We start from the raw sequence: 26,551 nt of genomic DNA on the forward strand, positions 1-26,551 counted from the left end.
CGCTATTTCCCTTTTGAAAGAAGCTTTAATGCTTGTTTGATACCCTCTGAAACAGCGATATTGCTGGGTAATTGTTTGATTGCCCAATCCAGTTCCCGATCATTATAGCCCAGCGAGCGCAAGGCGTTGAGTATGTCATGACCACTTCCTGCAGAAATAACTGCCACTTCAGAATGATCCGAATCAAAATCAAATTTGTCCCGTAGCTCTAAAAGTAAACGTTCAGCAGTTTTTTTTCCTATTCCTGGAATTTTGGTAAGGAGAACAGCATCTTGAGTGGCAACTGCACGATGTATCTCTGATACACTTAATCCGGACAACAACGCCAACGCAATTCTCGCACCAATGCCAGAGATTTTCATTAGCCGGCGAAAAACAAATCGTTCAGCTTCGGTGCCAAAACCAAATAATAAATGAGCATCGTCCCTGACGATGAAGTGAGTATAAAGTGCTACAGTTTCCCCAATCACTGGTAGCTGATAAAAAGTACTCATCGGCACATCAATTTCATAGCCAATTCCTTGCACATCTATCAGCACTAAGGGAGGATGTTTTTCAAGCAAAATGCCTGTTATCTTCCCTATCACACTGTCCTTCCACGCTTTAGGTAGTGATACGTAGCTGCGACTGATCCTACTCCGCCATGGGCGTGACAAATCGCACAAGCGAGCGCATCTGATGCATCTATCCCAGGCTTCCCCCCAAGTCTCAATAATCTTATCACCATCTCCTGCACTTGCTCTTTGCCAGCATGCCCATTACCAACCACCGCTTGTTTGATCTGCAATGCGGTATATTCAGATACCTCAAGATTATTAAGTACAGCAGCACAAATTGCTGCTCCCCGAGCCTGCCCAAGTAATAAAGTTGATTTTGGATTAATATTAACAAAGACTTGTTCTATGGCGATATAATCAGGAGCATACTGCGAAATGATGTGATTAAGACCATCAAGAATCAACTTTAATCGGGGCGGCAGTTTATTGTCTGGCGATGTTTTGATACAACCGCTACTCACATACGACAATTTATTACCTATTTTATCGATTATCCCAAATCCAGTGATATGCAAACCGGGATCTATACCAAGAATACGAATTTCTTCACCTTTCCGGCAAACTACCCGTCAATGACAGCAGTGGTATAAACCTCCTGTACATCGTCAATATTCTCTAATGCATCTAACAGTTTTTGCATTCTGACTGCATCATCCCCGATTAGTAAGGTTTCGTTTATCGGTTTCATCGTGACTTCAGCAAGTTCAGCTTTAAAACCTGCTTTTTCCAATTCAGCTTTAACTGTAATGAATTCATAGGGCGCTGTAATGACCTCTATGCTTTTATCTTCATTACTAATAATATCTTCCGCGCCTGCTTCCAACGCTGCTTCCATCAATCGCTCTTCGTCGGCACCAGGTGCAAACAGCAATTGCCCACAATGTTTAAATAGAAATGCAACCGATCCGTCCGTACCTAGGTTACCCCCATATTTTGTGAATGCATGACGCACATCAGCAACGGTTCGCGTTCGATTATCCGTCATACAATCCACCATGATTGCGGCTCCTGCCACGCCATAGCCTTCGTAACGGATTTCTTCATAACTTACCCCCTCCAGATCACCACAGCCACGCTTTATCGCACGCTCGATGTTGTCTTTCGGCATATTGTGTTCATACGCCTTATCAATGGCTAGACGCAAGCGTGGATTACTCCCTGGATCAGCTCCCCCTAATCGAGCTGCAACAGTTATTTCCTTAATCAATCGTGTGAAGATCTTGCCACGCTTGGCATCCTGTGCAGCTTTCTTATGTTTAATATTAGCCCACTTGCTGTGACCTGCCATCAACTTCCTTTCTTATTCAAAAATAATACAATCCTATCATCCCATCCTTTATGAATAAAGTGGTCACGATATTAAACAGAAAGAGCAAAAACACCCTGAATGGCTGCACGCTCATCAGAAAGCTAGAACCCATGGATAGTCAGCTTGAAGAGGTGCTGCCAATCACTCCCGTTAAGTGCATCATAAAGAATCACTTTCAATTCCCCTTTTGGGGCTTGCAGCCGGATTGCTTTCATTTTTTTTAAGCATGAAGCAATCCAGCATACGATGATGATCAAAGACAACCTCTCCTTAACAATTACTCAACTGTTACTGCCTTTGCCAAATTCCTTGGTTTATCTACATCAGTACCTTTCTGGAGGGCAACATGATAGGCCAGTAATTGTAATGGAATAGTATGCAGAATAGGACTTAGCATTCCAGCATGCCCTGACAGTCGGATAATATGCACACCCTCACTCTCCTGGATTTGAGAATCCGCATCAGCAAAAACGTATAGCTCCCCCCCTCGTGCCCGAACTTCCTGTAAATTAGATTTAAGCTTCTCCAATAGCGCATCATTCGGTGCAATGGCGATCACAGGCATATCCTTATCCACCAGAGCAAGTGGACCATGTTTAAGCTCTCCGGCAGCATAAGCCTCCGCATGAATATAGGAGATTTCTTTGAGTTTGAGCGCACCTTCCAAGGCAATAGGATAATGCACTCCACGCCCAAGAAATAAAGCATGACGCTTTTGAAAGAAATCACCAGCCCACTTCATCACCTGCGGCTCAATCTGCAGCGCAAGCTGGATAGCGGTAGGCAAATGCCGCAATGCCGCAATCACTTTTTGTTCAAACTCGCTAGAGAATTTATTACGCAGCTTGGCTAGTGTCACGGTTAATAGCATTAATGCAGCCAATTGAGTAGTAAATGCCTTGGTAGAAGCCACTCCGATTTCTGGTCCTGCGCGAGTAAGAAAACGTAGATCAGTCTGCCGAATTAAAGCACTCTCAGGAACATTACAAATAGCCAAGCTATGCCTATGCCCTAATGATTTAGCATAACTAATGGCAGCCAGCGTATCAGCAGTCTCACCCGACTGGGAGATCCCAACCACGAGTGTATGAGCATCTGCGATTGGATCACGATAACGATATTCGCTCGCGATCTCTACACTGCAAGGTAATCCTGCTATGGTCTCCAACCAATACTTGGCAACGAGGCCAGCATGATAACTGGTACCGCAGGCCAATATCAAAATACCCTTAATATGTCTGAAAACTTCTTCAGCCTCGCTACCGAATAATTGCGGTGAAATGGAATGTGCATTTAATACCATTTCTAGTGTGTTAGCGACTGCGATGGGTTGCTCAAATATTTCCTTTTGCATGAAGTGCGAATATGGGCCCAATTCCACTGCATCGCGAGTTAAACTACTCTCCTGGATAGGCCGACTCACCTCCTTAACCTTGGCGTTATTAACACAATTCAAAATGCGATAACCGTCATTATGTAATTCGGCCACGTCTCCTTCTTCTAGATAAATCATACGTCGTGTCACTTGTACCAATGCAGAGGCATCCGACGCAACATAGTTACCCTCTGCTCCCAATCCTAATAGCAAAGGTGCGCCATTCCGCGCTACCACAATATGATCTGGCCGTGTTTCTTCAACTACAGCAATCGCATAGGCGCCTTGTAGTTCCGTGATCGACAAGCAAACAGCTTCAAGGAGATCATGTGTCGTCCGCAGATGCAGCGAGATAAGATGAGCTATCACCTCGGTATCTGTATCTGAAAGAAACTCGAAGCCCTCTGATTGAAGACGCTTGCGTATTGCTTCATGGTTTTCGATGATCCCATTATGGACGACAGCGATCTTCCTTTCATCTCCTGACAAATGCGGATGGGCATTACGCTCACTAGGCGCACCATGCGTCGCCCAGCGCGTATGAGCAATGCCAGTAAACCCATGTGTTTTCTGGAGATGCGCAAGCTTACCCAATTCAGTCACACGCTCAGTGGTACGCAATCTGTGCAAACTTCCGTTTGCAACAACGATTCCCGCCGAATCGTAGCCTCGATATTCAAGTTTTGATAACCCTTCCAACAAAACTGGTACCACGTCATGTTTAGCGATGGCTCCCACTATTCCGCACATAAAATCTCCTTCACGCTATATATTGTTTAATACAAACATGAAACTATGCTTTGTCTTTTTTTGGCCGTTTCCAGCTACTAATGCTCACTTGCCTTGAGCGGGATAACGTTAATTGCTCTTCAGGTGTATCTCGGGTAATTGTAGAACCTGCACCAATAGTAGAACCTCTTGCTACCCTTACCGGAGCTACGAGTTGCGTATCTGAACCAACAAACACATCATCCTCAATAATAGTCTGATGCTTAAAAGCGCCATCATAATTACAGGTTATCGTTCCAGCACCAATATTAACCTTCGTGCCAATTACTGCATCACCAATGTAACTCAGGTGATTTGCTTTGCTCCCCATGCCAATATTACTGTTTTTAACCTCAACAAAATTACCGATATGGGCTTCATCATAAAGTCTGGTTCCCGGACGGATGCGCGAGTAGGGTCCAACGTGACAGCCTTTTCCTATCTCCGCGCTTTCAAGCAAGCTATATGGAAAAATCGTCGTGCCTGAAGAAACTGAGACATTCCGTAAAATGCAATGCGCACCAATTTTAACATCGTCACCAAGCTGTACAGTCCCCTCAAAAATACAATTGACATCTATTTCGACATTACGGCCACAAATCAACTGCCCCCGCACATCAATACGAGAGGGATCCATGATCATAACGCCTTGCTCCAAAAGATTATTCGCACACTCACTCTGATTAATACGCTCAAGCTTGGCTAAATGCGCTTTGCTGTTAACGCCCAATATTTCCCAGTTATGTACTGGATGCGCAGCATCAACCATGAGACCTGCCTCAACTGCCATCGCAACAATATCAGTAAGATAGTATTCACTCTGAGAATTCTTGTTTTGTAGCCTAGGTAAAAAATTATGTAAATGCGAATTAGGCAGCACCATAATACCTGTATTGATTTCTCGAATTGCAAGCTGAGAGTTACTAGCATCCTTTTCCTCAACAATGGCTTGAATCGCACCTGTTGCTTGATTTCTAATGATTCTTCCATAGCCAAACGGCACGTCCAGCTCTGCCGTCAATAAGACAAAACTATTTTCTGTAGCTTTTGCGATCAATCTGTCCAGCGTATCAACTTTAATTAGAGGCACATCACCCAACAATACCAGCGTCACCCCCTCAGCATCCAGATATGGCAAGGCCTGCAACAAAGCATGGCCAGTACCAAGCTGAACTTCCTGCTTCACCCAAATAATTTCGTTATCATTAATCACCTTCTGGACCATCTCACCGCCATGCCCATAAACCACGCAGATTTTTTTAGGTGAGAGTGTTTTAGCCGCATCGAGCACATGCCCTAATAAAGGTTTTCCAGCCAGTGCATGCAATACCTTAGGCAGCGATGATTGCATTCTTTTACCAATTCCGGCAGCCAAAATAACGATATTAAGATTAGTCACAACCAAACACCCTTTTCAAATTATTTTCGATGGATTTATGTAGCTTAGGCTTATTGCAAGATATAACGACTATATATAACCGGTCAAAGCCGCATATGACTTTATTCCAATATTTCCATTTTGAAATTTACTACAACAACACGACAGGCAAATTAAAAAATTAATCCGATTTTGTTCAGCTTATCGTTAGTTTAGGCAAAATATTCCAGCCTTTTCTATAAATTTCACTGTCATCGTTTAATTCCCTCACCTTCTTCGGTAGGTATTGTACGATTTTGCGAGCGCAGCGCATTAGAATGCTCACTCTGCATCATTTTACTTGCTTTGCGCCCGCAACACCGCACTTCCCCTTTCCCAGTCTAAGAATTCCAGAATTTCTTAAACTGACTCCCAACTTAAACAACTGAATCAAGAGAAGCAGTTATGGCAAAATATTGCTCCACTCCTCTGGATGTATTACCGAATCGGTGGCGCCCCCTTTGCTGAATCATGGCGAGGTTTGGAAAATTTATCTCTCCCACTTATTATCTCAGCCGCTTCACCCTCGAAATGAGCTGCCGCATCAAGGAGAGGCTGAGGATTGCCGCCTTGCTGTGCAATAATTTCTGCCGTCGCCATATATTGCGCCACCAGCAATTTCAGCTGCTCGGAGTATACTGGGTCCTCCACTTTTAGGCGCTTGTCGTTTTCCTTCAATATTTTAACTCTCTTCTCCCCTTTTTCAGGTTTAGCTTTTTCAGGTTTAGCTTTTTCAGGTTTTCCTATCTGATCAGGCTTTTTCTCCGGAGCTGCATACGCTGATAGGGAAATCCCTCCTGCGCCAATCGTTACAATCACAGCGGCAAGAGTAAGGACGCTCTTCAGTGAGTAAGTGTAGTATTTCATTTGAATATCCTCTTAATTGTTAATTTTTCAGCATAATTTCCGTCGCGATGAATGCTCATTGCGTCAGCGCCCGGTTAACGTTAAGTGTCGTTGGCGTCGTATTTACGCTAGTAAGCTGCCTGATTATCTGGCCACCATAGAGCTGTCCACCGGCTACGCCTGTGATAAAAAGATTCTGCACAGCTTTATCTGCTGACAAAGTCACGGTATTGGCGGCACGATTCCATGTTGCTTGAATGGCGGCGGTTTTAGAGTTAAGCCTATCCCTTGTCTGGTTGCCAATCCTGTAATAGGGATAATTCTTGACTGGCAGCTTAAACAACTCCTCGTAGATTGCGAAGACAGCGTTTAACCAGTCAAACTGAAGCGTATTACCGTTTTCATCATATTTGGCCAGGTTCGACTGATGGAAATAATGAGGCCATTTATTAAAGGTCAGCATATGCCGCACTGCGCTGTCAGCTTCAGCCGTGAGAATTTCCTCATAAGTCCGAGTAGCGCAGATAGCCCCAGGTATTGCACATGGGTCCTGTCCGGCATTTACAAATCGATCGTGAAAAATATAGTTGTACTCATCAACCAACTGATCCGGGTTAATTACATTGTAGAAAACATTGGTCGGCCAGCGCGGCAACATGAGGCGATTGCTGCTGCTGCCATCATCGTACTGCGTAATAAACTGCTCAATATTCTGAGCCTGCTGCGATGAGTCGGAGGCAAGATAGTTCACACCTGCGCTGGCGGCAGCTTGTAGGAATAGCGGACTGGCCCCACCCTGATCAAACGGTATGTCGTCATCCTGAACGTTGAACATCTCTGGATGCAGTTCAGGATAATCGGTGCAGTTACGGTCTTTCAAACCAGAGTGATTGCCAGTCACGATAACCTGATTATTAGCACTTTGCTCAGGCAGACCCAGAAGTCCCCACACCGTCCGGTTCTTGGTAATCTCTGCCTTGATCGCCGCTAGAGTAGTAAAGGTATCGTAATCACAATTTGGATTAGCCGGTACGGGCGCTTTATCCATATCTGCATGACTAAAGGTATGGTTGATGAAGCGGAAATGATTTTTGTTGGCAACCACCGCTGCCACCAAATCTTCTGTCAGGTTTGCAGTGAGTGTCGTCGCGGCCGGATCAACTACCGCTCCAGCGCCATTGAATGCAAAATCTAGCTTGAAAGCACCTGCTGTCGGAAATGCAGCACGAAAAGCAGTCTGCTTACTTACACCATTGCTGATATCACTGCTGTTCAACCGATAAGTTTGCAACGGATTGTCTGCACTAAGAGCGGGATCCCATAGCGTATTATCAAGAAACAAGTCATCCAAATGGGCGGCCATATGAACGAAGCGTGCTCCAATGAATACCCCTTGAGTCGCCCAGTTGACAAACTCATAGGCCAGCACCCTTGAATGAAGGAGGAATGGGGCATGAGTAATCGTCGAGAACATAACTTCACGCACTGGTGTTGTTCCGGGCGGCACTATGTACTGTATGATCGAGACCAATGCCTCTCCATTCTGAGTTTTTAGAAGCGGCACCACACGAGGCACAGTACCATCCCGTGGACCCAGCGTGTCATTACGAGGATTGGCTGCAAAGGCAAAATCCGTAATCGGAAGCGGATTCGCCTGATTAATATACTCAAAAACTTCTTTCTGATAGTTAGCAGGCACTGACCACTGAGCACTGTAGTTCGCTCCGCTAGAAGAATAGGTCAGACCGTAATCCAGATAGATTCCAAACGGTGGATTGGGATCCCAATAGGTGCCAGGCCACCCTGACAACACCGCTTCGCGCACACGAAAATCTTTTTGGTAATTATGCAGAATATCCCATTCTGACGGCGTGAAGTTTGGAACCAAGTCAGCATCTGTCAGAATAACGCCATTGTAGTTACCTACACAACCAGCTTCCTGCGAGCTGCAGGCCGCTCCATTTGAAGCAGAGGCAAGCATTGCAGCTGTTAAATCGTCTGTTGCGGCATTTAATACATCATAGGGCACGCCCATTTCATCAAGAACAGGCTTGATAAAGCTGAGCCCCAGATCTTGCGCTTCGCTTCCCGTGGAAATAACCAGCACTCTCAGCTTAACGGCATTATCAGCAAATGCAGATGTCACCACCACAAATGAAGCTAGCCACACTGCTACTGTGACTAACAGACCACCTCTTATACTCCAGTTCTTTTTCATAAGAATTCCCCTCTCAACTCGATATACAAAAAAAAAGCTAGTGTCGCTTTTTAAGCCCAATAGTTCATGCAATCTTTGACCACTTTTAACGATTGCCTCACCACAAACTATATTAAATACATTGCATGATTCATGCCAAGATCAAAAATATACAAATAATCATAATGTTACCCACGCACAAAATTCAGTCCTGTATTAAAGTGTAAAATTCCCCGACAAAATTCTAGCGTATGCACTTTAGTCTTTTAGATAGTCAATTGACCTTGCCAATCCAGCAGTTGATGGAATTTGCACCGTAGAAACAGACGACAATGATGCATCTGGAAACTGCGACGCCCGAGTACATGCAAAAACTAGGACGGGCACTCAAACGGATCTCTCTTGGATGACTCTCTCATAAGAAGCTCTATGGCAGGACAAGGCACAATGACGCGGAATAGTTACTCTATTCTATGGAGTTACAGCATAGTCACATGCCCGTAGAATCATGCAATCTACACTGGAGCGGCAACACTTGAAAGGTGAAAATGGAAATTATGGTAAAGGTTGCACAATATGCGCAATGTTAACACCAGAAAATAAGCGCTCAATGCTCAACACTCAATCGAGAAAGTCGGATTAAAGCAAAGCAGAGAGCAAAATACTATTAATATGTTGAATATATTACTCAACTAGAGTGTAAAGTTCTCCGACAAAATTTTGTTATTTATCAAGACAAACTACATAATTACCGTTTGCAGAAAGCGAGATCTGATAACCAAATAACTATCTATTTTTATGCAAGCTGGCTTCCAGGGATAGCCTCGCGGCCTCGTGTCATCCTTGCACCCGACTGAACATGCCTTATCTTACCCAACTGCAGTTTTTAGCACCATTCCTTACACATTTTCCCCCTATATCAATACGGAAAATAGCAGGCACTAAGTTACATTTACTATTTTTCTGTTACCCGATAGATACACCGAAGTTTTTATAAGGCATAAAAACCATTTATTGGTGAAGAAAAAATATATTTGACCTAACTATTACCATTATTTTCTTAAAAAAATTAAAGAATATTGGCCAGTTGCCCGATCAATAGGTTCCATCTGTCGTTATTTTGAATCAACTGCTCTTGGTTTTGAGTCCTAAACTTTCTAACCACAAGCAATGATCGATCTAGTTAAATTTCATAAATTCCAATATGGAAGGAAATAGTCAATGACTGAACCAGAAATGATCCAAGCCTCTAATATTCCTCCTATCAACTCCAAAATTAACTCAACAAGAAGATTCTCGGCGCATAAAATATGCCAACCCCAAAAAGTAAAAAGCTTAATTCAACTACTTTTAACTATGTTGCTACTTATAGCAAATATCAGTTTTGCTGAATTTATTTCTCCATCCAGCTTATTAAATAAAAGAGGCTCATCTTCACCACAACCGCTAGATACTGTTACTGTTAAAGATCAGCAAGGCACAGACGACAATTGGAACAACTATATAGAATTTGAACCAGGCTCCCAAGGATATCAAGGAATCTTCAAATTTAACCTTCCAGCTAGTCCAAACAAAGCAATTTCGGAATTAATATTCCATGCGAATTACCGTGGCCCAGAAAAGTCCATTCAAAAATGGGAATTCCAGTTACTTAATAGTTCAGGGAATTGGATTTCTATCGCAGACAATCACAATATTGTAGATTGGGTTTGGAGCGATATTATTTCAGTAATCAAAGAGCCCGGTCAATTTATAAACAACAAAAATCAGATCACTTTACGCTACCGAACATCAAGTCACGTAGACCATAGTCAACTTGACTACCTTGCTTTCGAAATCAGCAACCTGGAATCAAATTCTCCTGAAGTTGGTCATAATACGTCAGAACTGGATGATGTTATCACTGTTACACCATCACCGACAGCTGGAACCCGTTGGCAACCAACTCCCGGGTTAAAGTGGCAAATCCAATATCATGACTCGCTCGATACCTCTTTGAATGTCGATGTTTATAACATTGACCTGTTTGATACCAGCGCAACAGCTATCTCAGCATTACAATCAAAGGGTAAGTATGTTATTTGTTATTTTAGTGCGGGTAGTTACGAAAACTGGCGTCCTGATACCGGCGCCTTTCCAGCATCGGTTCTCGGTCGCAATCTGGATGGCTGGGCAGGTGAAAAATGGCTGGATATCCGGCAATTAGATATTCTGATTCCGATCATGCAAGTACGCATGAAGCTGGCTGCTAAAAAAGGCTGTAACGGTGTTGATCCTGACAATGTTGACGGCTACAGTAACAATACGGGTTTCCCTCTCAGCTATAACAATCAACTGGCTTATAACATAGCCCTTGCTGAAGCTGCGCATGATCTTGGACTCGCCATAGGCTTGAAGAATGATGTTGATCAAATCAAGGATCTTGTGAATTATTTCGACTTTGCAGTAAATGAAGAGTGCTTTCAATATGGTGAATGCAATACACTCAAACCATTTATCAATGCTGGAAAAGCTGTTTTTGGCATAGAATATAATCTTTCAAATTCGAGTTTCTGTCCGCAAGCAAATTTGATGAATTTCGATTTTCTCAAGAAAAAATTATCTCTCGATGCCTGGAGAGAATCCTGTAGATAGCGCTGAACTGCCAAGCTGCTGCCTCCCCCGGCAGCAGCACTTATGACAAGTACTGCTGCTGGCTAAGTACTGCTTGATACTTACCGATACCCTATTTCTCTGAATGGCAACGCTATAATTTTCTTTAAGCAAAAATTAGATTAAATCAAAAATAGCTTATAGGTATATAAAACATTATGAATATTCTCGTAACAGGTGGCGCAGGCTATATCGGCAGCCATACCGTCATTGAACTCATAAATAATGGATACGATGTCATAATTATTGATAATCTATCAAACAGCAGTAAAGAAGCAATTATTCGCGTAGAAAAAATTGTTGGTAAAGCACTTCCTTTTTATAAAAAAGATGTACGAGACAAAAAAGCACTTGAGGTAATATTTTCAAATCATCGAATAGACGGGGTTATTCATTTTGCTGGCCTTAAAGCCGTTGGCGAATCGGTCAAGGTACCACTTAAGTATTATAATAATAACCTTAACTCTACCCTCTCTCTCCTAGAGGTGATGGAATTTCATGACACAAAGCAGCTGGTTTTCAGTTCATCCGCCACTGTGTATGGCGATCCAGTAAGCGTACCAATCAAAGAATCTGCTACGCTTCCCGCCAAGGTTACCAATCCCTATGGCCAAACAAAGCTTATTATCGAAACAATACTCATGGATCTCGCGATAACGAATAATAATTGGCAAATTACTGCACTGCGCTACTTTAACCCAATTGGCGCACATGAATCCGGCACCATTGGTGAAGATCCAAGTGACATACCCAATAACCTTATGCCATATATTAGCCAAGTCGCAATCGGCAAACTTAAGGAGCTCTCGATATTCGGCAATGATTACCCTACTCGTGACGGTACCGGCGTGCGTGACTATATCCATGTAACTGATCTTGCAAAAGCGCACGTGGCAGCCCTTAATACGCCAGCCCCACCAAACAAGTACCGCGCAATAAATGTAGGTACCGGCAAAGGTACCAGTGTGCTCGAGCTTGTCAATGCCTTCGAACAGGCAAATGGCGTAAAAGTGCCATACAAAATTACTGGGCGCCGTCCCGGTGATGTCGCAGAATGCTATGCCGATCCAAGCTTGGCGCACTCTATATTAGGTTGGCAAGCACAAAAAACGATTGAAGATGCCTGCGCAGACTCCTGGCGCTGGCAAAGCGCTAATCCTAATGGATACAAAGGATAATTTGGGAGAATTTGATAGCGTTTGCTGTCGACCATGAAATTCGATAGCCTAAACAGCGCATAGATCTTGCCAGGATGACGGCATAGAAGCTGTAGTCAATTATCTTCGTTAATCACCGGCATAGCTTGCTTGCATGCTTTGAATTTTCGATAAGACAGCAACTCTGTTTTGAGTATCTTTCAGCAAATTTATATGTTTAGAAGCGGATAGAGTATTGCAGGCCTATTCCCTTAAATGCTTGATCAGTCTTACCCCCCTGGATATTACTATAAAATGCTCCGGCACTAAGTATGTCAGGACCTAGCAATGAAATTCCGACGCCTATCCGTCCGGTATAACCCAACACATTGTTCGGCCACACCCATCCTGTCCAGGCATCCGCAAGAAAAAACGGGCGCCTCAGCACACCCTGATCAGATGGTCCATAACGAAAAGTAGTACCTGCACCCATGGTACCAAACCTCTTCGTGATCAGTGTCTCTACATCTGCTACCGGCGCTGCAAATAACCCAGTCAATTCAGAAGGAAGTGTCCCTGCAAGATCATTGCTTTCCCATGTTCCCTGGAGTCTGATCTGCCAATCCTGAATGCCTGTAAGCAGAGAATTTGCCAGTATCCCTTGCAGCTTATAGCCTTTACCCAGAGTACTCCTTTCTCTCGTCAAATAACGATGCGCATCAATATCTAAACTCATGAATGTTTGCCGAGTTAATTGAGTAGATACATTGAATAAAATAATATCTTTTCTTCCTAACGCTCGTAACGGCCCTGTTTCTTGGCTTATTTCATTCACTCCTAGACGTAAGCTTGTTTTCACACTATTGGTAATATCCTGGCTAACCTTAGCCGCGCCATATACCACAGATTTATCGTCTCTGAGGTTGCCGCCTAGATTCAACTGGAGCATTCCTTCTCGCAGCGGATGTGTAAACTCTGTCGCTATATCTACTTCGCTATCTACAGGCAAAATAATATTAGGATCTGATGAATTCAGATGCGTATACTTAAGCTCCATTCCGAGTGTGCCACGTAAGTAGGGTGCAGTAAAACGCGTCCGACCCTCGATAAAATCTATATCTCCAAGACTTCTATAATCAAAGCCGCCTATCAGCTGCTTGCTTGATTTCACTGCTAATTCATCTCTGGCCTGGAAAAAATATGTTTGCAATGCTGGCGTTTGCCCTTTAGCTGGATCAAGCAGATCATAGGTTAGCGCCAAGGCCTCTTCATTTCTGTTAAGACGCTTAAGCGCATCCATTTTATTAAACGCTGTAAGCTTATCGTTTTCATTTTCAAGTATATGCTCAGCAGCAGCGAGATCATTTGCCGTCAAAGCTAAAGTAAGGCGTTGCCAGGCTGGTGTTTCTTGTCTGGCAATATGTTCTTGCAACAACCAATAACGCGCGGCAGCATAATTCTTCTGAGATAGATATGCGGCAACAAGCAGCTCCTGAACAACAGGATCATCGTAGCCTTGTGCAAGGCGCTTTTTCAAAATGGAAACTTCAGCATCTGCACCTTCCATGTCTCGCACTAATGCTAAATATTGCGGATGCAATAAATCCTTAATACTTTTTTCTGACTTGTTTCCAGCCTCATTAAAACGTGATCTTAAGTTAAATAAAACATATTGACGCAGACGCCAAGCTGCATCCGCATGCCCAGCCCGACTCAAGACATCTGCATAGGTAAGCTGCCAGAGATAGTCATCGGGACTGATTTGTGATTTACGCTCAAGCCAAGGTAAGGCTTCTTCGTACTGACCTATCGTAGCTAATGCTATACCATAAACACCCCATAACATCGAATTTTCTGATGCATCCGTATGCCACATTTCAAGATAAGATTGCAGTGAATTTCTATCATGTCGCTCAATGAGACTCCACAAAATCCCTTCTTTGGCCGTAGTTGATGCAGGATTAACTGTTAAAGCCTGTTGATAATGCTTTATAACCATTTCAGGTTTGTTCTCATGAATATCCAGCTGGGCTCGCAACAACCAATACATCTCTGAATCCTCGAATTTTGCTTCATCATTCATTGCTATTTTTACGAGCCGCTTTAGTTCTGTTGGCATACCGGCCTGATTAGCCACATCCATAGAAAGCAATAACCAGCGTGATTCATTAAATCGAGTATAGGCTTCTTCACCGATTGCGATAGTTTCTTCTGCCCTATCCTTATCACGCATCATCTGAATCAACCGTTCTACCACAAGTGCATTAGCATTTCTCGATTCCCAGAGCGTGTTATAAGCTAAAAAAGAATATTCAGGCTGTTCTAGCTCCCAGGAAAGCTCGCCTAGAATCTCCCAGTAATAAGAATCTTTTTCTGTCACCTCATCTTGGCTTGATAACAAGAGAGAAAATGCCTCCTCTGATTGGCCATTTCTCCACATTAATCTGGCTTGATGGGCCACAGCTTCCGGCAGACGATTGAAATATTCTCCAATATATTGCCATGTTGCCATTGCCTCGGCTATTTGTCCGGTATTTTCCTGCGTTTTAGCCAATGCCTCCCATGCTTGTAAGTTATTCGGATAACGCTTTAAATAGGATTCTAAAAAATTAATATGATCGGATAAATTGCCTGCCTCATTATAAGCAAACAATAAGTTGCTCACCTCTTCCTCGGTTAGTTCCCGTGTGCTTGCCAACTGCTCCAACATTTCAATGGTGATATTAAAAAAATATAGCTCTCTTGAAAGCTTGGCTGCATTCAGAATTGCCACATCATCCTTCCTATTTCTGGCTAACCATAACCATTCTTTAAATGCTACCGCCGGCTTGTCATTCCATTCTGCAATACGCGCTAAACTTTCATGGGCATTATGATCATCTGGCACAATGCCGATTAACCGATAAGCTAGCACCAAAGCTGATTTAATTTCCTCGGCAGCAAGCGCACGTTCAATTTGTTTTTTAATTTGATCAGGATTATCAGGATCCAATGTCAGGCGCACAATACCCATTTCATATGCATGTCTTGGTTTATTGTCAGCAAAATAAATACTGATCATCTCATCAAGAAGCTCTGGATCCTTCGGAAATTGCTGTTGGTAATCATGGAAATATTCCTCAGAGCGAACACTACCACCGACCGCTCGCAACACTTGCAGGGCCAGAAGCGCAAATTGCTTAGCCTGGGCGGTATTCCCCGCTAACTTATAGCTCTCGTGATAAACTTCTGCCGCCTTATACGGTAACTCAGCTGCGATATACCAGCGAGCTGATTCTTGCAATTTATCAAGCCGTTCAGCAGCATTGAAAATACTAGTCGACCATTGATAATACAAATTTGCAGCAATAACTGGTTGATTAAGCTCCAAACTAAGCCTAATGATTCTAGGCATCAAAGTTACTGGAATTGTTTTTTCGCTAATCTCAATAATGCTGCTTTGTAGTTTAACTAGTTCTGTTTGCCGGTTTGGGTCATCTTCTGCTAAATAGAAATAATCCCTCAAATTAATTTCCAGCATCATGAGTCTGGCATCCAGCGCAGCGGGATCATCCTTTGCTAACAATGACTTCAACTCCAATCGAGCCTTATCATCATCCCCCAAATTAATATAGTGGCGCGCGAGCTCCAGCCGTAAGTTAGCGTTCTCAGGATCTATATTTAATAGAAGCTTTAAATACAGCACTGAAATGTGGTCGGGTTGGACTATTCGAAACAATTCTCTTAACCGCTCCTCCTTATAAAACACCAGCGCAAAAATAATAGCTAGCGCTATAGTGAATACGAGTATTGCTTTTTTAGTATTACCCGACAATTTTTGATTCATAATTTTAAAAGCCGCAGTTGGACGGGATGTAGCGCGTGACAATCAGGACGCAAGACAAGGCGCATGACGCTGCAGAACCGCCCCTTATAACCTCGAGTAGCGCCACTTTCATACCGAAAGTAACATACGATATACTCCGTAGTGTCCCCATTGTTCAGGCTAACAAAAAATTTCGAAAATGTCTCTAAATACCATCGGTCTGACTTCCCTATCAAGTGATCAACCGCGATTTTTAGGATAATAGATTTCTTTTAAAAAATATATATCCAAATACATTTCTCTGTAATATCGGCAAGCATAGCGAAATTCACCATACCAAAATGATTATCAGCAACTTATGCTCTTCGCGCATTCAAAAAATTATTCAAATGAAATGGGATTAAAATGGTTACCTTGCGCTCCATATTTCTTAGTCAAACAACTGCAAAATGTATTGAGACCTCCTTGCAAGTATCTGACTATAAGCTACCAACAATAAAATTATATTTATCGCACATTTGACGACAAAAAATATGTTACTTCTAACAGAAAAGGCAACATATTACATTCCGCAAAGCCCCTGCGCATACGATGTTTAAGCCCAGAAACCACTTCTAGTCTAAAGCTCGAACCGTCCTGCTAGTTAACACTTTCGCATAGAAATCTTGCCAAATACTTTTTTTATGCTGAATAGTTACCATAGCGCTTAAACTAACCAATCGATATGTAGTAAGAAATGTGTTTGAGTAGCTGGTGCATTACAGTGTTAATATATTCATGCTCGAGTTCTTGGGTTGGAAAATTGCTGTTTCGATACGCCAATTTCACCCTCTCCCCAAGCTCTCTCAGGCCCTGTTTCTCAAAGATTTATGGTTAACCGGACTGTTATGAAGAGGCATATTAAATTAATCCGCCAAAAGGAGATTTAGTTTATGTTGATTGATTGCGAAAAAATCCTGCAATTTGTTCATCTAAGGTTTAGATTTTTCTTTTTTATTATTTTGCTTAGTTTGTTGATGTCATGTTCGGTAATCGATGTACAGAAAAGTGCTCCGCTTTCTTCTTCTGGACGTTGGCTGATTCTGCCTTTTCAGAATTATTCCCAAACTCCACGAGCTGGCGAACAAGTCGAAGAAATGCTTGCCACCTTGCTTAGAATTCGAGGAGTTCCACAAATAGAAATGTACCAGCAACAAGATGAAAACAAGAATAGCTGGCCTGAATTGAATGATCGTAAACGCCAGGAAGATGCCTTGTCATTAGCTATTAAAGACAATGCTTCCTATGCAGTTGCCGGAAGCGTTGATGAATGGCAATACAAACTTGGTGTTGGTAGTGAGCCGGCTGTTGGTCTGACCATCCGCATTATAGAAATTCCCTCTGGCAAAGTCATTTGGTCTGCAAGTGGAGCGCGCTCCGGCTGGAGTACAGAATCATTAAGCGGTACTGCGCAAAAATTGCTCAGAGATTTGACTTCAAGTATTGAAGTTACCAAATTATAAGAAATATCTGGGTGAATTACGTTTTTGGTTAGCGAGCATCTCAGAAGAAATTTGGAAACTCTTGCATTAGGTGAGGCGCCTCAGCACAATGCGATTCCCGGTATAGTATCATCCCCGATTTCGTCAATGCGCGTGAGGCGCTCGTGAGCGTTACCGATAAGGCGAATGTTTGAAGTAGTGAAAGTATACTCGACTGTCTATAGACTTGGAACTATGAAATACTTTAAAGGTAACATGATAATCTAACCGCACTCTCATTTTTAACTATTACATGCCCTCGCTCGCACAATAGTTCGAATATTTCGGCAGCTCATTATCCTCAAGATAAAAATAGTCAGCATTTAAATCATAGGATTTAGGTTAGAATTAGCAGTTCTGTAGGCTTTGTGGCAAGATACATTGGTACACTGTTGGGTGAAATTGTAGTTTATCCAATATGCAACTTGAGCCGGGCATACTATCCATTATCTATCAATGCATTATTCGTTTCCTCGAATTCCGGAACTTTAGTTAAAAACTTTTGCATTTATGTATAAAAATTTTCAGAATTCAGCCGAATACTGTAATTAATGATAGAAATCTTTATTTCTGAAGAATAATTTTTATATTCAAAAAATTGAATAACGCGATAGCACCCAAAAAGGAAGAAATAATCAAATGGCTAGAGTCCATTGGTATTTCTATATTACTTCCAATAATTGGTTATTTTATTGATTCATTAGATCCTTTCTTCGTAAATTATGAGTTCCCCTGGTTAATTCTGGCTCCTTTATTAATTAGCCTTCGATATGGATTTGTGTGCGGAATAATGACTTGTGCATTACTTATAAGCATGATAGCAACAGGATTCTACTCCGGATGGTGGGGGATTTCATTTTTTCCAAAAGAACTGATCGTTGGCTTGTTACTAATTACACTCATTGCTACTGAATTTCATGGAATTTGGGTTCGTAAAATAAAGCTCCTAGAAAATAAATATAATCATATTAACGCGAGAATGGATAAGTTTACTCGCGCATATCATCTTCTTAAAGGTTCACATCATCAGCTGGAGCTACATGTAGCAAGTCAAGCGAAAAGCTTGCGCTCTTTTTTACTTGATTTGGAACGGCAAGTTTTATCTTTAGAAAAAAGTAGTGGCGGCCCGCTCGCGGGTATCGGTGAAAATATTCTTAAACTTTTTAGTGATTTTGCCAGTGTGCAGGTTGCTGCAATTTATGCTGTAACGGACGAGCAAAAAAAAATTAATCCTGAACCAGTGGCCTGTTTAGGGCATGCTTCCCCTTTGTTAGCTTCAGATCCTCTAGTAAGAGAAGCGTTAAGAACAGGACAGGTTGCGAGCATTAAATTAGAAGACGACATGGATGCTGTAAAAACACTTGTCGTTATTCCTTTAATTGATGTTTATCAGAAAATCTGGGGACTGGTTGCCGTAAATGAGATGCCATTATTTGCATTCCAGGAAAGTACCATGGATTTATTTGCTATTTTGGGCGGACATATTGGTGATCTGATTAAGCGTCGCGCAGAAAGCTATCGGTACGTAGACGACAGAGGAAAAGATTTTGAACATAAATTGCGCCGGGTTTTAAATGAAATTGAGCTCTTAAAGACATCAGCCATAATGATTGGCGCAATTATCAATTCTGATGAGTTGCGGAGTAAATATCTTGCCAGATTTCAGGCTAACTTACGCGGCGTTGATAAAATTTGGATCTTTAAAGATGAACAAAATCATGAAACTTATTTAATCCTATTGCCTTATACGGATGAAAAAGGCGCTAATGCATTTTTGAATCGTATTGGATTATCAGAGCCTATGGCAGAAAAGGTTAGCACTGGGTTAAATAGCAAAGCCTTTAGCTATTACGATGGTGATGTTAGTATTTGCACATGGATTTTAGATAATAAAATTTCACTGAAAAAAGTTATATTAGAAATTTATCAATTTTATAAGAGCGATTTATCTAGTTATCCTAACGGCAAGAAATAATAATGCGATTATTTCTAATTCTATTTAATTTGTTTCTTCTCGCACTAGCATTAGGATTAGAAATATATAGCTTACAGTTAATTTTCAAAGAGCCTGTATCGGAGCAAGCTCTAATAACAGCACTTTTCTTTCATTTTATTGCATGTGTTGTTGCCACCTGTATTTTTCCTAAAATCATCACGCCCAGTCAAAATAGACCTCAATTAAAGGTTTATATTTTCTTCTTTGTGGTCACTTTTTATTTACCCGTAGCAGGATTAACGGGTTTAACCTTGGCAATACCATTCATACTACGCCGCTCTTCCAAACTAAAAAAAGCAAATTTGTCTGTAAGCTTAAGTAAAATCAGAAAACTTCCTGATATACCAGCTCTAGTTACAGAAGGCAATTCTGCAGACTTACATAGCTTATATCGATCCAAAAATCCAGACAAAAGACTGCAGGCTATCTATGCTACATTAAAATTAAAGGATCAAGACGCAGTACCAATATTGCGCATGGCACTTGGTGATCCAGTCGATGATATCAGATTGCTGGCCTACGCTTTGTTGGACCGCAAAGAACACCATCTCAGTGAACGAATAAAGAAATCGAGGCAAAAACTTGAAAAAATAGAAAACTCAAGAAACAAACAATTATATCGGCAGATTGCAAATGACTATTGGGAGCTCGCCAATCTCGGTCTCGCACAAGGAGAAATGCGAACCTATGTGCTCAATATGGCCTGCAAATACATTGAATTAGGCCTTAAATATTATCCTCAAGATTTAGGATTTTGCTTTCAATATGCACAAATTTTACTTAAGCTGGGAAGTTATGATCAAGCATATGAACAATTTAAAAAAGCTGAGAGCCTAGGAATTGAACATAAAAAATTACTGATTTACTATGCTGAAATTGCTTTTCATAAGCATCATTATCACAAAGTAAAACAATTGATGGCAGCAATAGATTTTCCCGCAGCCTATCCTCAATTATCATCGGTAGTGCAATTTTGGCAAAAAAAGAATTAATACAACAAGTACGGAATTACGCTGACATTACCCTCTTGTTAGAAGGCACTTATCCCTTTATTAGAGGTGGCGTTTCAGGCTGGGTTCACCAGTTAATAGAAGGGTTCCCCCAATATACCTTTGCTTTGATTTTTCTCGGATCCAAGAAAAATGATTATGATGAAGCAAGATACATTTTGCCTGATAATGTTATTCATCTGGAATGCCATTATTTGTGGGATCATTTTTCTATAGCTGAGCCGAAAGCCTGTGAAGGCAATAATGATTATATTTTGAGCTCAAGAAAGCTCCATGATTGGTTCCGTAATCCTTGCTCGAGTTTTGATGAAGCAGTCATCAGCAAACTTTTGGTTACTTTAGGGCAACCTTCTGGCTTCACTGTAGAGGAGTTTTTTTATAGCGAAACATCATGGCAGCATATCTGTGAGTGTAATGACCAATATAATGCGAACAACTCATTCATTGATTATGTATGGGCAATTAAGGCTATGCATGCTCCATTATTTAAGCTTGCCAGTATTGCTCATCAGTTTTCTTTTCGTACCGGAACAATCCATGCCGTGTCTACAGGCTTCGCAGGTTTTCTTGGCGTGCTATTGCATTATATATCCAACCGCCCCTTTATTCTTACAGAGCACGGGATTTACACTAAAGAAAGAAAAATAGATTTGCAATCTCTTTTTATTAGGGAGCATCGTGATTTATTAAGTGATGCTCATCAGATGGGAATGCAATATCAGGAAATATTATGGGTAAGATATTTTGAATCATTAGGCCGGCTTATTTATAAAACATCTAACCCTATTATTAGCTTATATGAGAAAAATAGGGAGCGTCAGATCACTGATGGCGCAGATCCTGACCGAACAATAGTTATACCAAATGGAATAGAATCTGAACGTTTTCTTCCTATACGGACACAACGGCCAGAAAAAATTCCCCTGGTGATCGGGTTAATTGGAAGAATTGTGCCGATAAAAGATATTAAAACTTTTATTCGGGCCATGCGCACGATTCTGAGTCAATTACCTGAAGTTGAAGGCTGGCTGATTGGTCCAGAAGATGAAGATAAAGAATATGCGCAAGAATGTAGAGATCTGGTACTGGAGCTAGGATTGGAAGAAAATATACATTTCCTAGGATTTCAAAATATAAGCGACTTACTTCCTCGTCTAGGACTGCTGATATTGACATCAATCAGTGAAGCTTTCCCGTTAGTAATACTTGAAGCCTTTGTAAGCGGTTTGCCGGTTGTAGCAACCGATGTAGGCGCCTGCCGAGAAATCATCGAAGGTAGAAGCGAGGAAGACCGTGCTTTGGGATGTGCAGGAATAGTAGCCCCGATTGCTAATCCAGAAGCGATTGCAGCAGCTGTAATTACATTATTGACCGACGAAAATCGGTGGCATGCGGCAAGCAAAGCTGGCATTCAGCGCGTTGAGAAATATTATACGCAGTCTATCATGCTAGATGGCTATAAAACAATTTACGATCAGGCGTTGACACAATAATGGCAGGCATTGGGTTCAGACTACGCGAGTTAAAGAAGGGAGATACTCTTTCAGGACTTCTGCTAGCCTATGGGTTTGCCGGGATTATTGGTTCTGGTCCATGGGTGTTATCGATCGTAGGCATACTGCTAATTGGATTCATCCATACAGAAAGCTCATCCGCGCCTTATTTTGTTGAACAGTTTCAGATATCTGTGACTTATCTGATGGCAATTTCTTTAATCCTGACGGGACCGTTACAACTATTGCTCACGCGCTTTATTGCCGACAAGTTATACGAAAAAGATGACAAACAGGTGCTGCCCAATCTGATAGGCGCTATATGCATTGTTATTGCTGTTAGTGGAACGCTTGCAGGTTTTTGTTTAGCTTACTTGTTTACTGGCTCAGTATTATATCGTTTATTGATGCTGAGCGGTCTGGTCATCCTTTCTACCATCTGGATTGTAGTCGTTGTGTTATCGGGACTTAAGGCTTATCGTGAAATCTTGTTAGCGTTTCTGTTAGGTTATGGAATAACAGTGTGGGCGGCTAAAGAATTGGGAATGTTTGGACTGGAAGGCTTACTTTCCGGGTTTGTAGTAGGACACAGTATTTTATTGTTCATGCTTTTGATTGTGGTTTTTAACTCCTATTCAAGCAATAAACTGATTGCCTTTGACTTTATGCGGCGCAGTCAAATATTCATAAGCTTAGCATTTACTGGCTTTCTCTATAACATGGCGATTTGGGCAGATAAATTTATTTTCTGGTTTAACCCTGAAACAAGCAGTGCAATCATTTCACCTTTGAGAGCGTCGGAACTTTATGATCTTCCAATATTTCTTGCCTATTTATCGATTATACCCGGGATGGCGGTATTTTTATTGCGCATGGAAACAGACTTTGCAGAACAGTATACAAAATTTTATGATGCCATTAATGGTGGCGCTCCCTTAAAAATTATTTTACAAATCTACGAAGAAATGGTTGCCACAATTAAAAGAGGATTTATTGAAATCTTTAAAGTGCAGGGAATGACTATCGCTATATTGCTGGCAATAGGAGATAAATTACTAGCGTGGGTAGGAATATCCCCTTTTTATAAAGTGCTACTAAATATAGATCTGATTGCGGTAGGCATACAAGTATTATTATTGGCTGTTCTCAACTTGCTATTTTATTTTGATTACCGTAAAGATGCTCTATATCTCTGTTTGTTATTTGCCACCTCAAACATTATATTCACTCTTCTGAGTCAATATCTAGGACCTATATTTTATGGCTATGGTTTTGCCTTGTCAGTGGCATTAACCACAATAGTCGGGATGATCATCGTCTCAAAAAGACTCAACGAGCTCCTGTATGAAACATTCATGCTGCGTTATAGAACCAATAATTAAAAATTAATTATAAAATTTTTCTAAAGGGTAAGTCGTTTAGCTTTACTAAAAATATTTGGTTTGATGCATTTCTAAAAGAAACACAGGACAATAATATGAAATTAGTTTTCTCGCGCTACCGCGCAAGTATAATACTTATTCATAGCATACTTTTATGGTGTATTTGCATGCCCGCATCCGCTAATTCAAGTATTGCGTTTTTCTATGGCCAATCTGTCCCGTTGGATTTACTTTCTCATTATAAGCAAGTGGTAGTGGAGCCTGAGAATATAGATAACCTAGATTATCTGCAAGCGAAGGGAACAGAGGTATTCGCCTATATCAGTATTGGAGAAGTCCATCAGACACGCTCTTGGTATTCAGAAGTTTCCAAACGCTGGTTTATGGGCAGCAATGTAGAATGGGGAAGCAGTATTATTAATTTAACCAAAGAAGGATGGCACGACTATCTAATTAATAAATATCTGACTAAGTTATGGAAAGCGGGCTATCGCGGTTTTTTTTTAGATACCCTGGATAGTTATCAAAGAGTAGTCACCGATCATGATGGTCGATTGCGTCAGGAAAAAGCATTAGCAAATCTAATTAAACGTATACATCAACATTTTCCGGGGGTTAAACTTATTCTTAACCGCGGATTTGAGATTTTGCCGGAAGTTGGTCGATATGCTGTCGCATTGGCTGCGGAATCGCTATACCAAGGGTGGGACCAGTCCAATAAAAATTATACCGAAGTTACCGAGCAAGATCGTAAGTGGTTATTAGAGAAATTAAGGTACGCACAGAATCAATATGGATTGCAAATAATTGTCATTGATTATGTTGATTTAAAACAGAAAGAGTTAGCGCGAAAGACTGCTAAACGCATATCTGACCAAGGGTTTACGCCTTGGGTGGCAAATCCTAGCTTAGACATTCTTGGTGTCGGGCTATCAGAAATTATCCCCCGACGAATTTTGGCGCTCTACAATGGGCAGGAATATCCGGAAGGTCTGCAACAAACGGATGTGCATAAATTACTTGCCATGCCACTAGAATATTTGGGCTATGCTGTCGATTATTTGGATGTGAACATGGGATTACCAGCAAATTCATTGACCGGGCAATATGCTGGAATCGTCACCTGGTTCAACAATGATGCCTTATCAAGGCCGATAGCTTATCGAGATTGGCTGTTACGGCAGATAGATACAGGCATAAAAGTTGCAATTCTGGGAAATTTAGGTTTTAAAGCTAATAATAGCTTTTTGCAGCATCTGGGAGTCAAATTAAGTCAGTCAGCAATAAAGGAACCACTCAAAATTGAGCAGAGCGATAAAATTATTGGTTTCGAGGCAAAGCCTCATCCCAAAACACGCGGATTTACTGCCTGGCAAGCTCTAGCAAATATCGAAACACATCTGAGTTTAATAGATCAAAGCAAACAGTCTTTGGTGGCTGTATTTACCGGACATTGGGGCGGAGCGGCCTTACATCCTTATGTCATCGAAACTGGCTATAAAGGGCGTCAACGCTGGATTATCGATCCATTTAGATTTTTAGCTAAGGCACTTGATCTGCCAGAAATACCTGTGCCAGATGTCACTACTGATAATGGTCGGCGCTTGTTACTGGTGCAAGTTGATGGCGATGGCGCAAGCAATAAGGCAGAAATACCGGGAACGCCATTAGCGATAAAAGTAATTCAGGATTATTTCTTGAAAAAATATAATCTGCCAGCTACCGTTTCTATCATTGAAGGAGAGATCAGCCGTAGCAGCTCATCAGACAAGCTGACGGAAACCGAAAAACTAGCGCGGGATATTTTTAAACTGAATAATATAGAGATAGCTAGCCATTCCTATAGCCACCCTTCAGCATGGTTTCAAAAGAATTATATTGTTGCGAGAGGTGATGATTTTCACCTTGCCATTCCTGAATATGAATTTGACTTGGAACGGGAAATTGCCGGATCTGTAGATTATATTAATAAAAAATTAGCACCTGAAAAGAAGCAAGTTCGTATTTTTTTCTGGACCGGCGATGGGCTGGCAAATAAAGAAGCACTCACTTTGACACGCACACTTGGATTAGAAAACATGAATGGTGGCGGCGCTACTATGAGTAAAGATGAAAACACCATTACTCGCGTGCCCCCTCTTGGCTATGCCATCGAAAATCAACTTCAGGTATATGCTCCAATTGCAAGCGATCATATCTATACAAATGGCTGGCAAGGCCCTTTTTACGGATTTGATCGAGTCATTGAAACCATGCAGCTCACCGACAATCCTCTTCGCCTGAAACCAATGCATATTCATTATCACTTTTATTCAGGTAGCAAAATAGCATCCATCAATACTCTTACGTCTGTCTATGATTGGAGCATTAAGCAAGAATCCAGGGCTATCTGGATAAGTGAATATACTCAGAAGGTAAAAGAATTCCAGAATATGACTATATCTCGCAGTTTGGATGGCACTTGGAATATTAGAGGGCTACAAACATTACGTACATTACGTCTGCCAGCGTCAATCGGATGGCCTGATTTCAAAAGATCCGAAGGAGTCATTGGAGTGCGGGATGTAAAACAAGGGCGCTATGTGCATCTTTTGCCAAATCGCAATGGGCAGGTTCTATTGAATACAACCTCTAAATTTCCATCAACGACTTATTTATTGCACAGTAACGGAGAAATTAAGAAGTGGCATAAAACAGCAGAAGGAGTTAATCTACAAATACATGCTCATACTCCTGTGGAGCTGTCCATTGCATCTCCAAGCCGTAACTGTTATATAAAATGGAAAGATGGTACGCTAAATGCGCAGCATCAACATCAAGGCTGGAGATTTATTTTTCCTGTAGCAAATCCCGGAAATGTCTCGTTAGTTTGTAACTAACTTCGATAGAAAAGAGCACATCTATGATGTGAGAACAAGTAAGAGAATAGTAATTAGTCGATCCTGAAAAACTGCCTCAATAACCATCTTGGATCAGCAGTTTCAAAAGGCAGTGTACTAATAAAGCCAAAATCGAGCAGTTTGGTTCTCTTCCATCAAATAATTTGTGTGGTTTGCACTCTTCGCCACGGGAAATAGAGGAAAAAAGT

At 41.5% G+C, this 26,551-nt stretch carries 16 protein-coding genes; 8 read left to right on the forward strand and 8 right to left on the reverse strand.

Annotated features, from left to right (window positions below):
- Positions 1-2 precede the first annotated feature (2 nt).
- From ruvA to J5I83_RS01970, 7 genes are all read right to left on the reverse strand, one after another.
- Entirely contained in the window at positions 3-587 is a 585-nt protein-coding gene (ruvA, locus tag J5I83_RS01940) for a Holliday junction branch migration protein RuvA (protein ID WP_304052868.1), read from the reverse strand.
- The gene (gene ruvC, locus J5I83_RS01945; RefSeq protein ID WP_304052898.1) at positions 584-1,099 is read right to left on the reverse strand and encodes a crossover junction endodeoxyribonuclease RuvC; all 516 of its coding nucleotides are present in this window, start codon (positions 1,097-1,099) and stop codon (positions 584-586) included. Before ruvC ends, ruvA begins: the two co-directional genes overlap by 4 nt.
- 20 nt (positions 1,100-1,119) lie before the next feature.
- Positions 1,120-1,845 carry a YebC/PmpR family DNA-binding transcriptional regulator gene (locus tag J5I83_RS01950; protein WP_304052870.1) on the reverse strand — a complete coding sequence of 242 codons (726 nt, stop codon included), beginning with the start codon at positions 1,843-1,845 and terminating at the stop codon, positions 1,120-1,122.
- Between the two features lie 298 nt (positions 1,846-2,143).
- Complete coding sequence (gene glmS, locus J5I83_RS01955; protein WP_304052871.1) at positions 2,144-3,991, reverse strand: glutamine--fructose-6-phosphate transaminase (isomerizing); 1,848 nt, start codon at positions 3,989-3,991, stop codon at positions 2,144-2,146.
- A gap of 43 nt (positions 3,992-4,034) precedes the next feature.
- Positions 4,035-5,408 carry a bifunctional UDP-N-acetylglucosamine diphosphorylase/glucosamine-1-phosphate N-acetyltransferase GlmU gene (gene glmU / locus J5I83_RS01960; RefSeq protein WP_304052873.1) on the reverse strand — a complete coding sequence of 458 codons (1,374 nt, stop codon included), beginning with the start codon at positions 5,406-5,408 and terminating at the stop codon, positions 4,035-4,037.
- A 456-nt stretch (positions 5,409-5,864) separates the two neighbouring features.
- Positions 5,865-6,293 (reverse strand): hypothetical protein, encoded by a 429-nt coding sequence (locus J5I83_RS01965; RefSeq protein WP_304052875.1) that lies wholly within the window; start codon positions 6,291-6,293, stop codon positions 5,865-5,867.
- A 55-nt stretch (positions 6,294-6,348) separates the two neighbouring features.
- Complete coding sequence (locus tag J5I83_RS01970; RefSeq protein ID WP_304052877.1) at positions 6,349-8,490, reverse strand: hypothetical protein; 2,142 nt, start codon at positions 8,488-8,490, stop codon at positions 6,349-6,351.
- Between the two features lie 1,200 nt (positions 8,491-9,690).
- Here J5I83_RS01970 and J5I83_RS01975 point away from each other — a divergent pair.
- Complete coding sequence (locus tag J5I83_RS01975) at positions 9,691-11,103, forward strand: endo alpha-1,4 polygalactosaminidase (RefSeq protein ID WP_304052879.1); 1,413 nt, start codon at positions 9,691-9,693, stop codon at positions 11,101-11,103.
- Positions 11,104-11,279: 176 nt separating this feature from the next.
- A complete protein-coding gene (gene galE, locus J5I83_RS01980; RefSeq protein WP_304052881.1) occupies positions 11,280-12,299 on the forward strand; it encodes a UDP-glucose 4-epimerase GalE in 1,020 nt (339 codons plus the stop codon).
- A gap of 196 nt (positions 12,300-12,495) precedes the next feature.
- On the opposite strand, the gene J5I83_RS01985 is transcribed toward galE, so the two are convergent.
- The gene (locus J5I83_RS01985; protein ID WP_304052883.1) at positions 12,496-16,083 is read right to left on the reverse strand and encodes a tetratricopeptide repeat protein; all 3,588 of its coding nucleotides are present in this window, start codon (positions 16,081-16,083) and stop codon (positions 12,496-12,498) included.
- A 914-nt stretch (positions 16,084-16,997) separates the two neighbouring features.
- On the opposite strand from J5I83_RS01985, the gene J5I83_RS01990 reads away from it, so the two are divergent.
- The 6 genes from J5I83_RS01990 (at position 16,998) to J5I83_RS02015 (ending at position 26,342) form a co-directional block, all read left to right on the forward strand.
- Entirely contained in the window at positions 16,998-17,564 is a 567-nt protein-coding gene (locus tag J5I83_RS01990; RefSeq protein WP_304052885.1) for a penicillin-binding protein activator LpoB, read from the forward strand.
- Between the two features lie 616 nt (positions 17,565-18,180).
- Positions 18,181-19,557, forward strand: a complete 1,377-nt coding sequence (locus J5I83_RS01995; RefSeq protein WP_304052887.1) for a GAF domain-containing protein — start codon at positions 18,181-18,183, stop codon at positions 19,555-19,557.
- Between the two features lie 2 nt (positions 19,558-19,559).
- Positions 19,560-20,570 (forward strand): hypothetical protein, encoded by a 1,011-nt coding sequence (locus J5I83_RS02000; protein WP_304052889.1) that lies wholly within the window; start codon positions 19,560-19,562, stop codon positions 20,568-20,570.
- Complete coding sequence (gene pelF / locus J5I83_RS02005; RefSeq protein WP_304052891.1) at positions 20,552-22,081, forward strand: GT4 family glycosyltransferase PelF; 1,530 nt, start codon at positions 20,552-20,554, stop codon at positions 22,079-22,081. Before J5I83_RS02000 ends, pelF begins: the two co-directional genes overlap by 19 nt.
- Positions 22,081-23,463: an exopolysaccharide Pel transporter PelG gene (gene pelG, locus J5I83_RS02010; protein WP_304052892.1), complete on the forward strand. Its 1,383-nt coding sequence runs from the start codon at positions 22,081-22,083 to the stop codon at positions 23,461-23,463. Before pelF ends, pelG begins: the two co-directional genes overlap by 1 nt.
- A gap of 167 nt (positions 23,464-23,630) precedes the next feature.
- Complete coding sequence (locus J5I83_RS02015) at positions 23,631-26,342, forward strand: bifunctional glycoside hydrolase 114/ polysaccharide deacetylase family protein (protein WP_304052894.1); 2,712 nt, start codon at positions 23,631-23,633, stop codon at positions 26,340-26,342.
- Positions 26,343-26,551 lie beyond the last annotated feature (209 nt).

Origin of the sequence: Nitrosomonas communis, assembly GCF_024102715.1 — a bacterium.
GTDB lineage: Bacteria > Pseudomonadota > Gammaproteobacteria > Burkholderiales > Nitrosomonadaceae > Nitrosomonas > Nitrosomonas communis_B.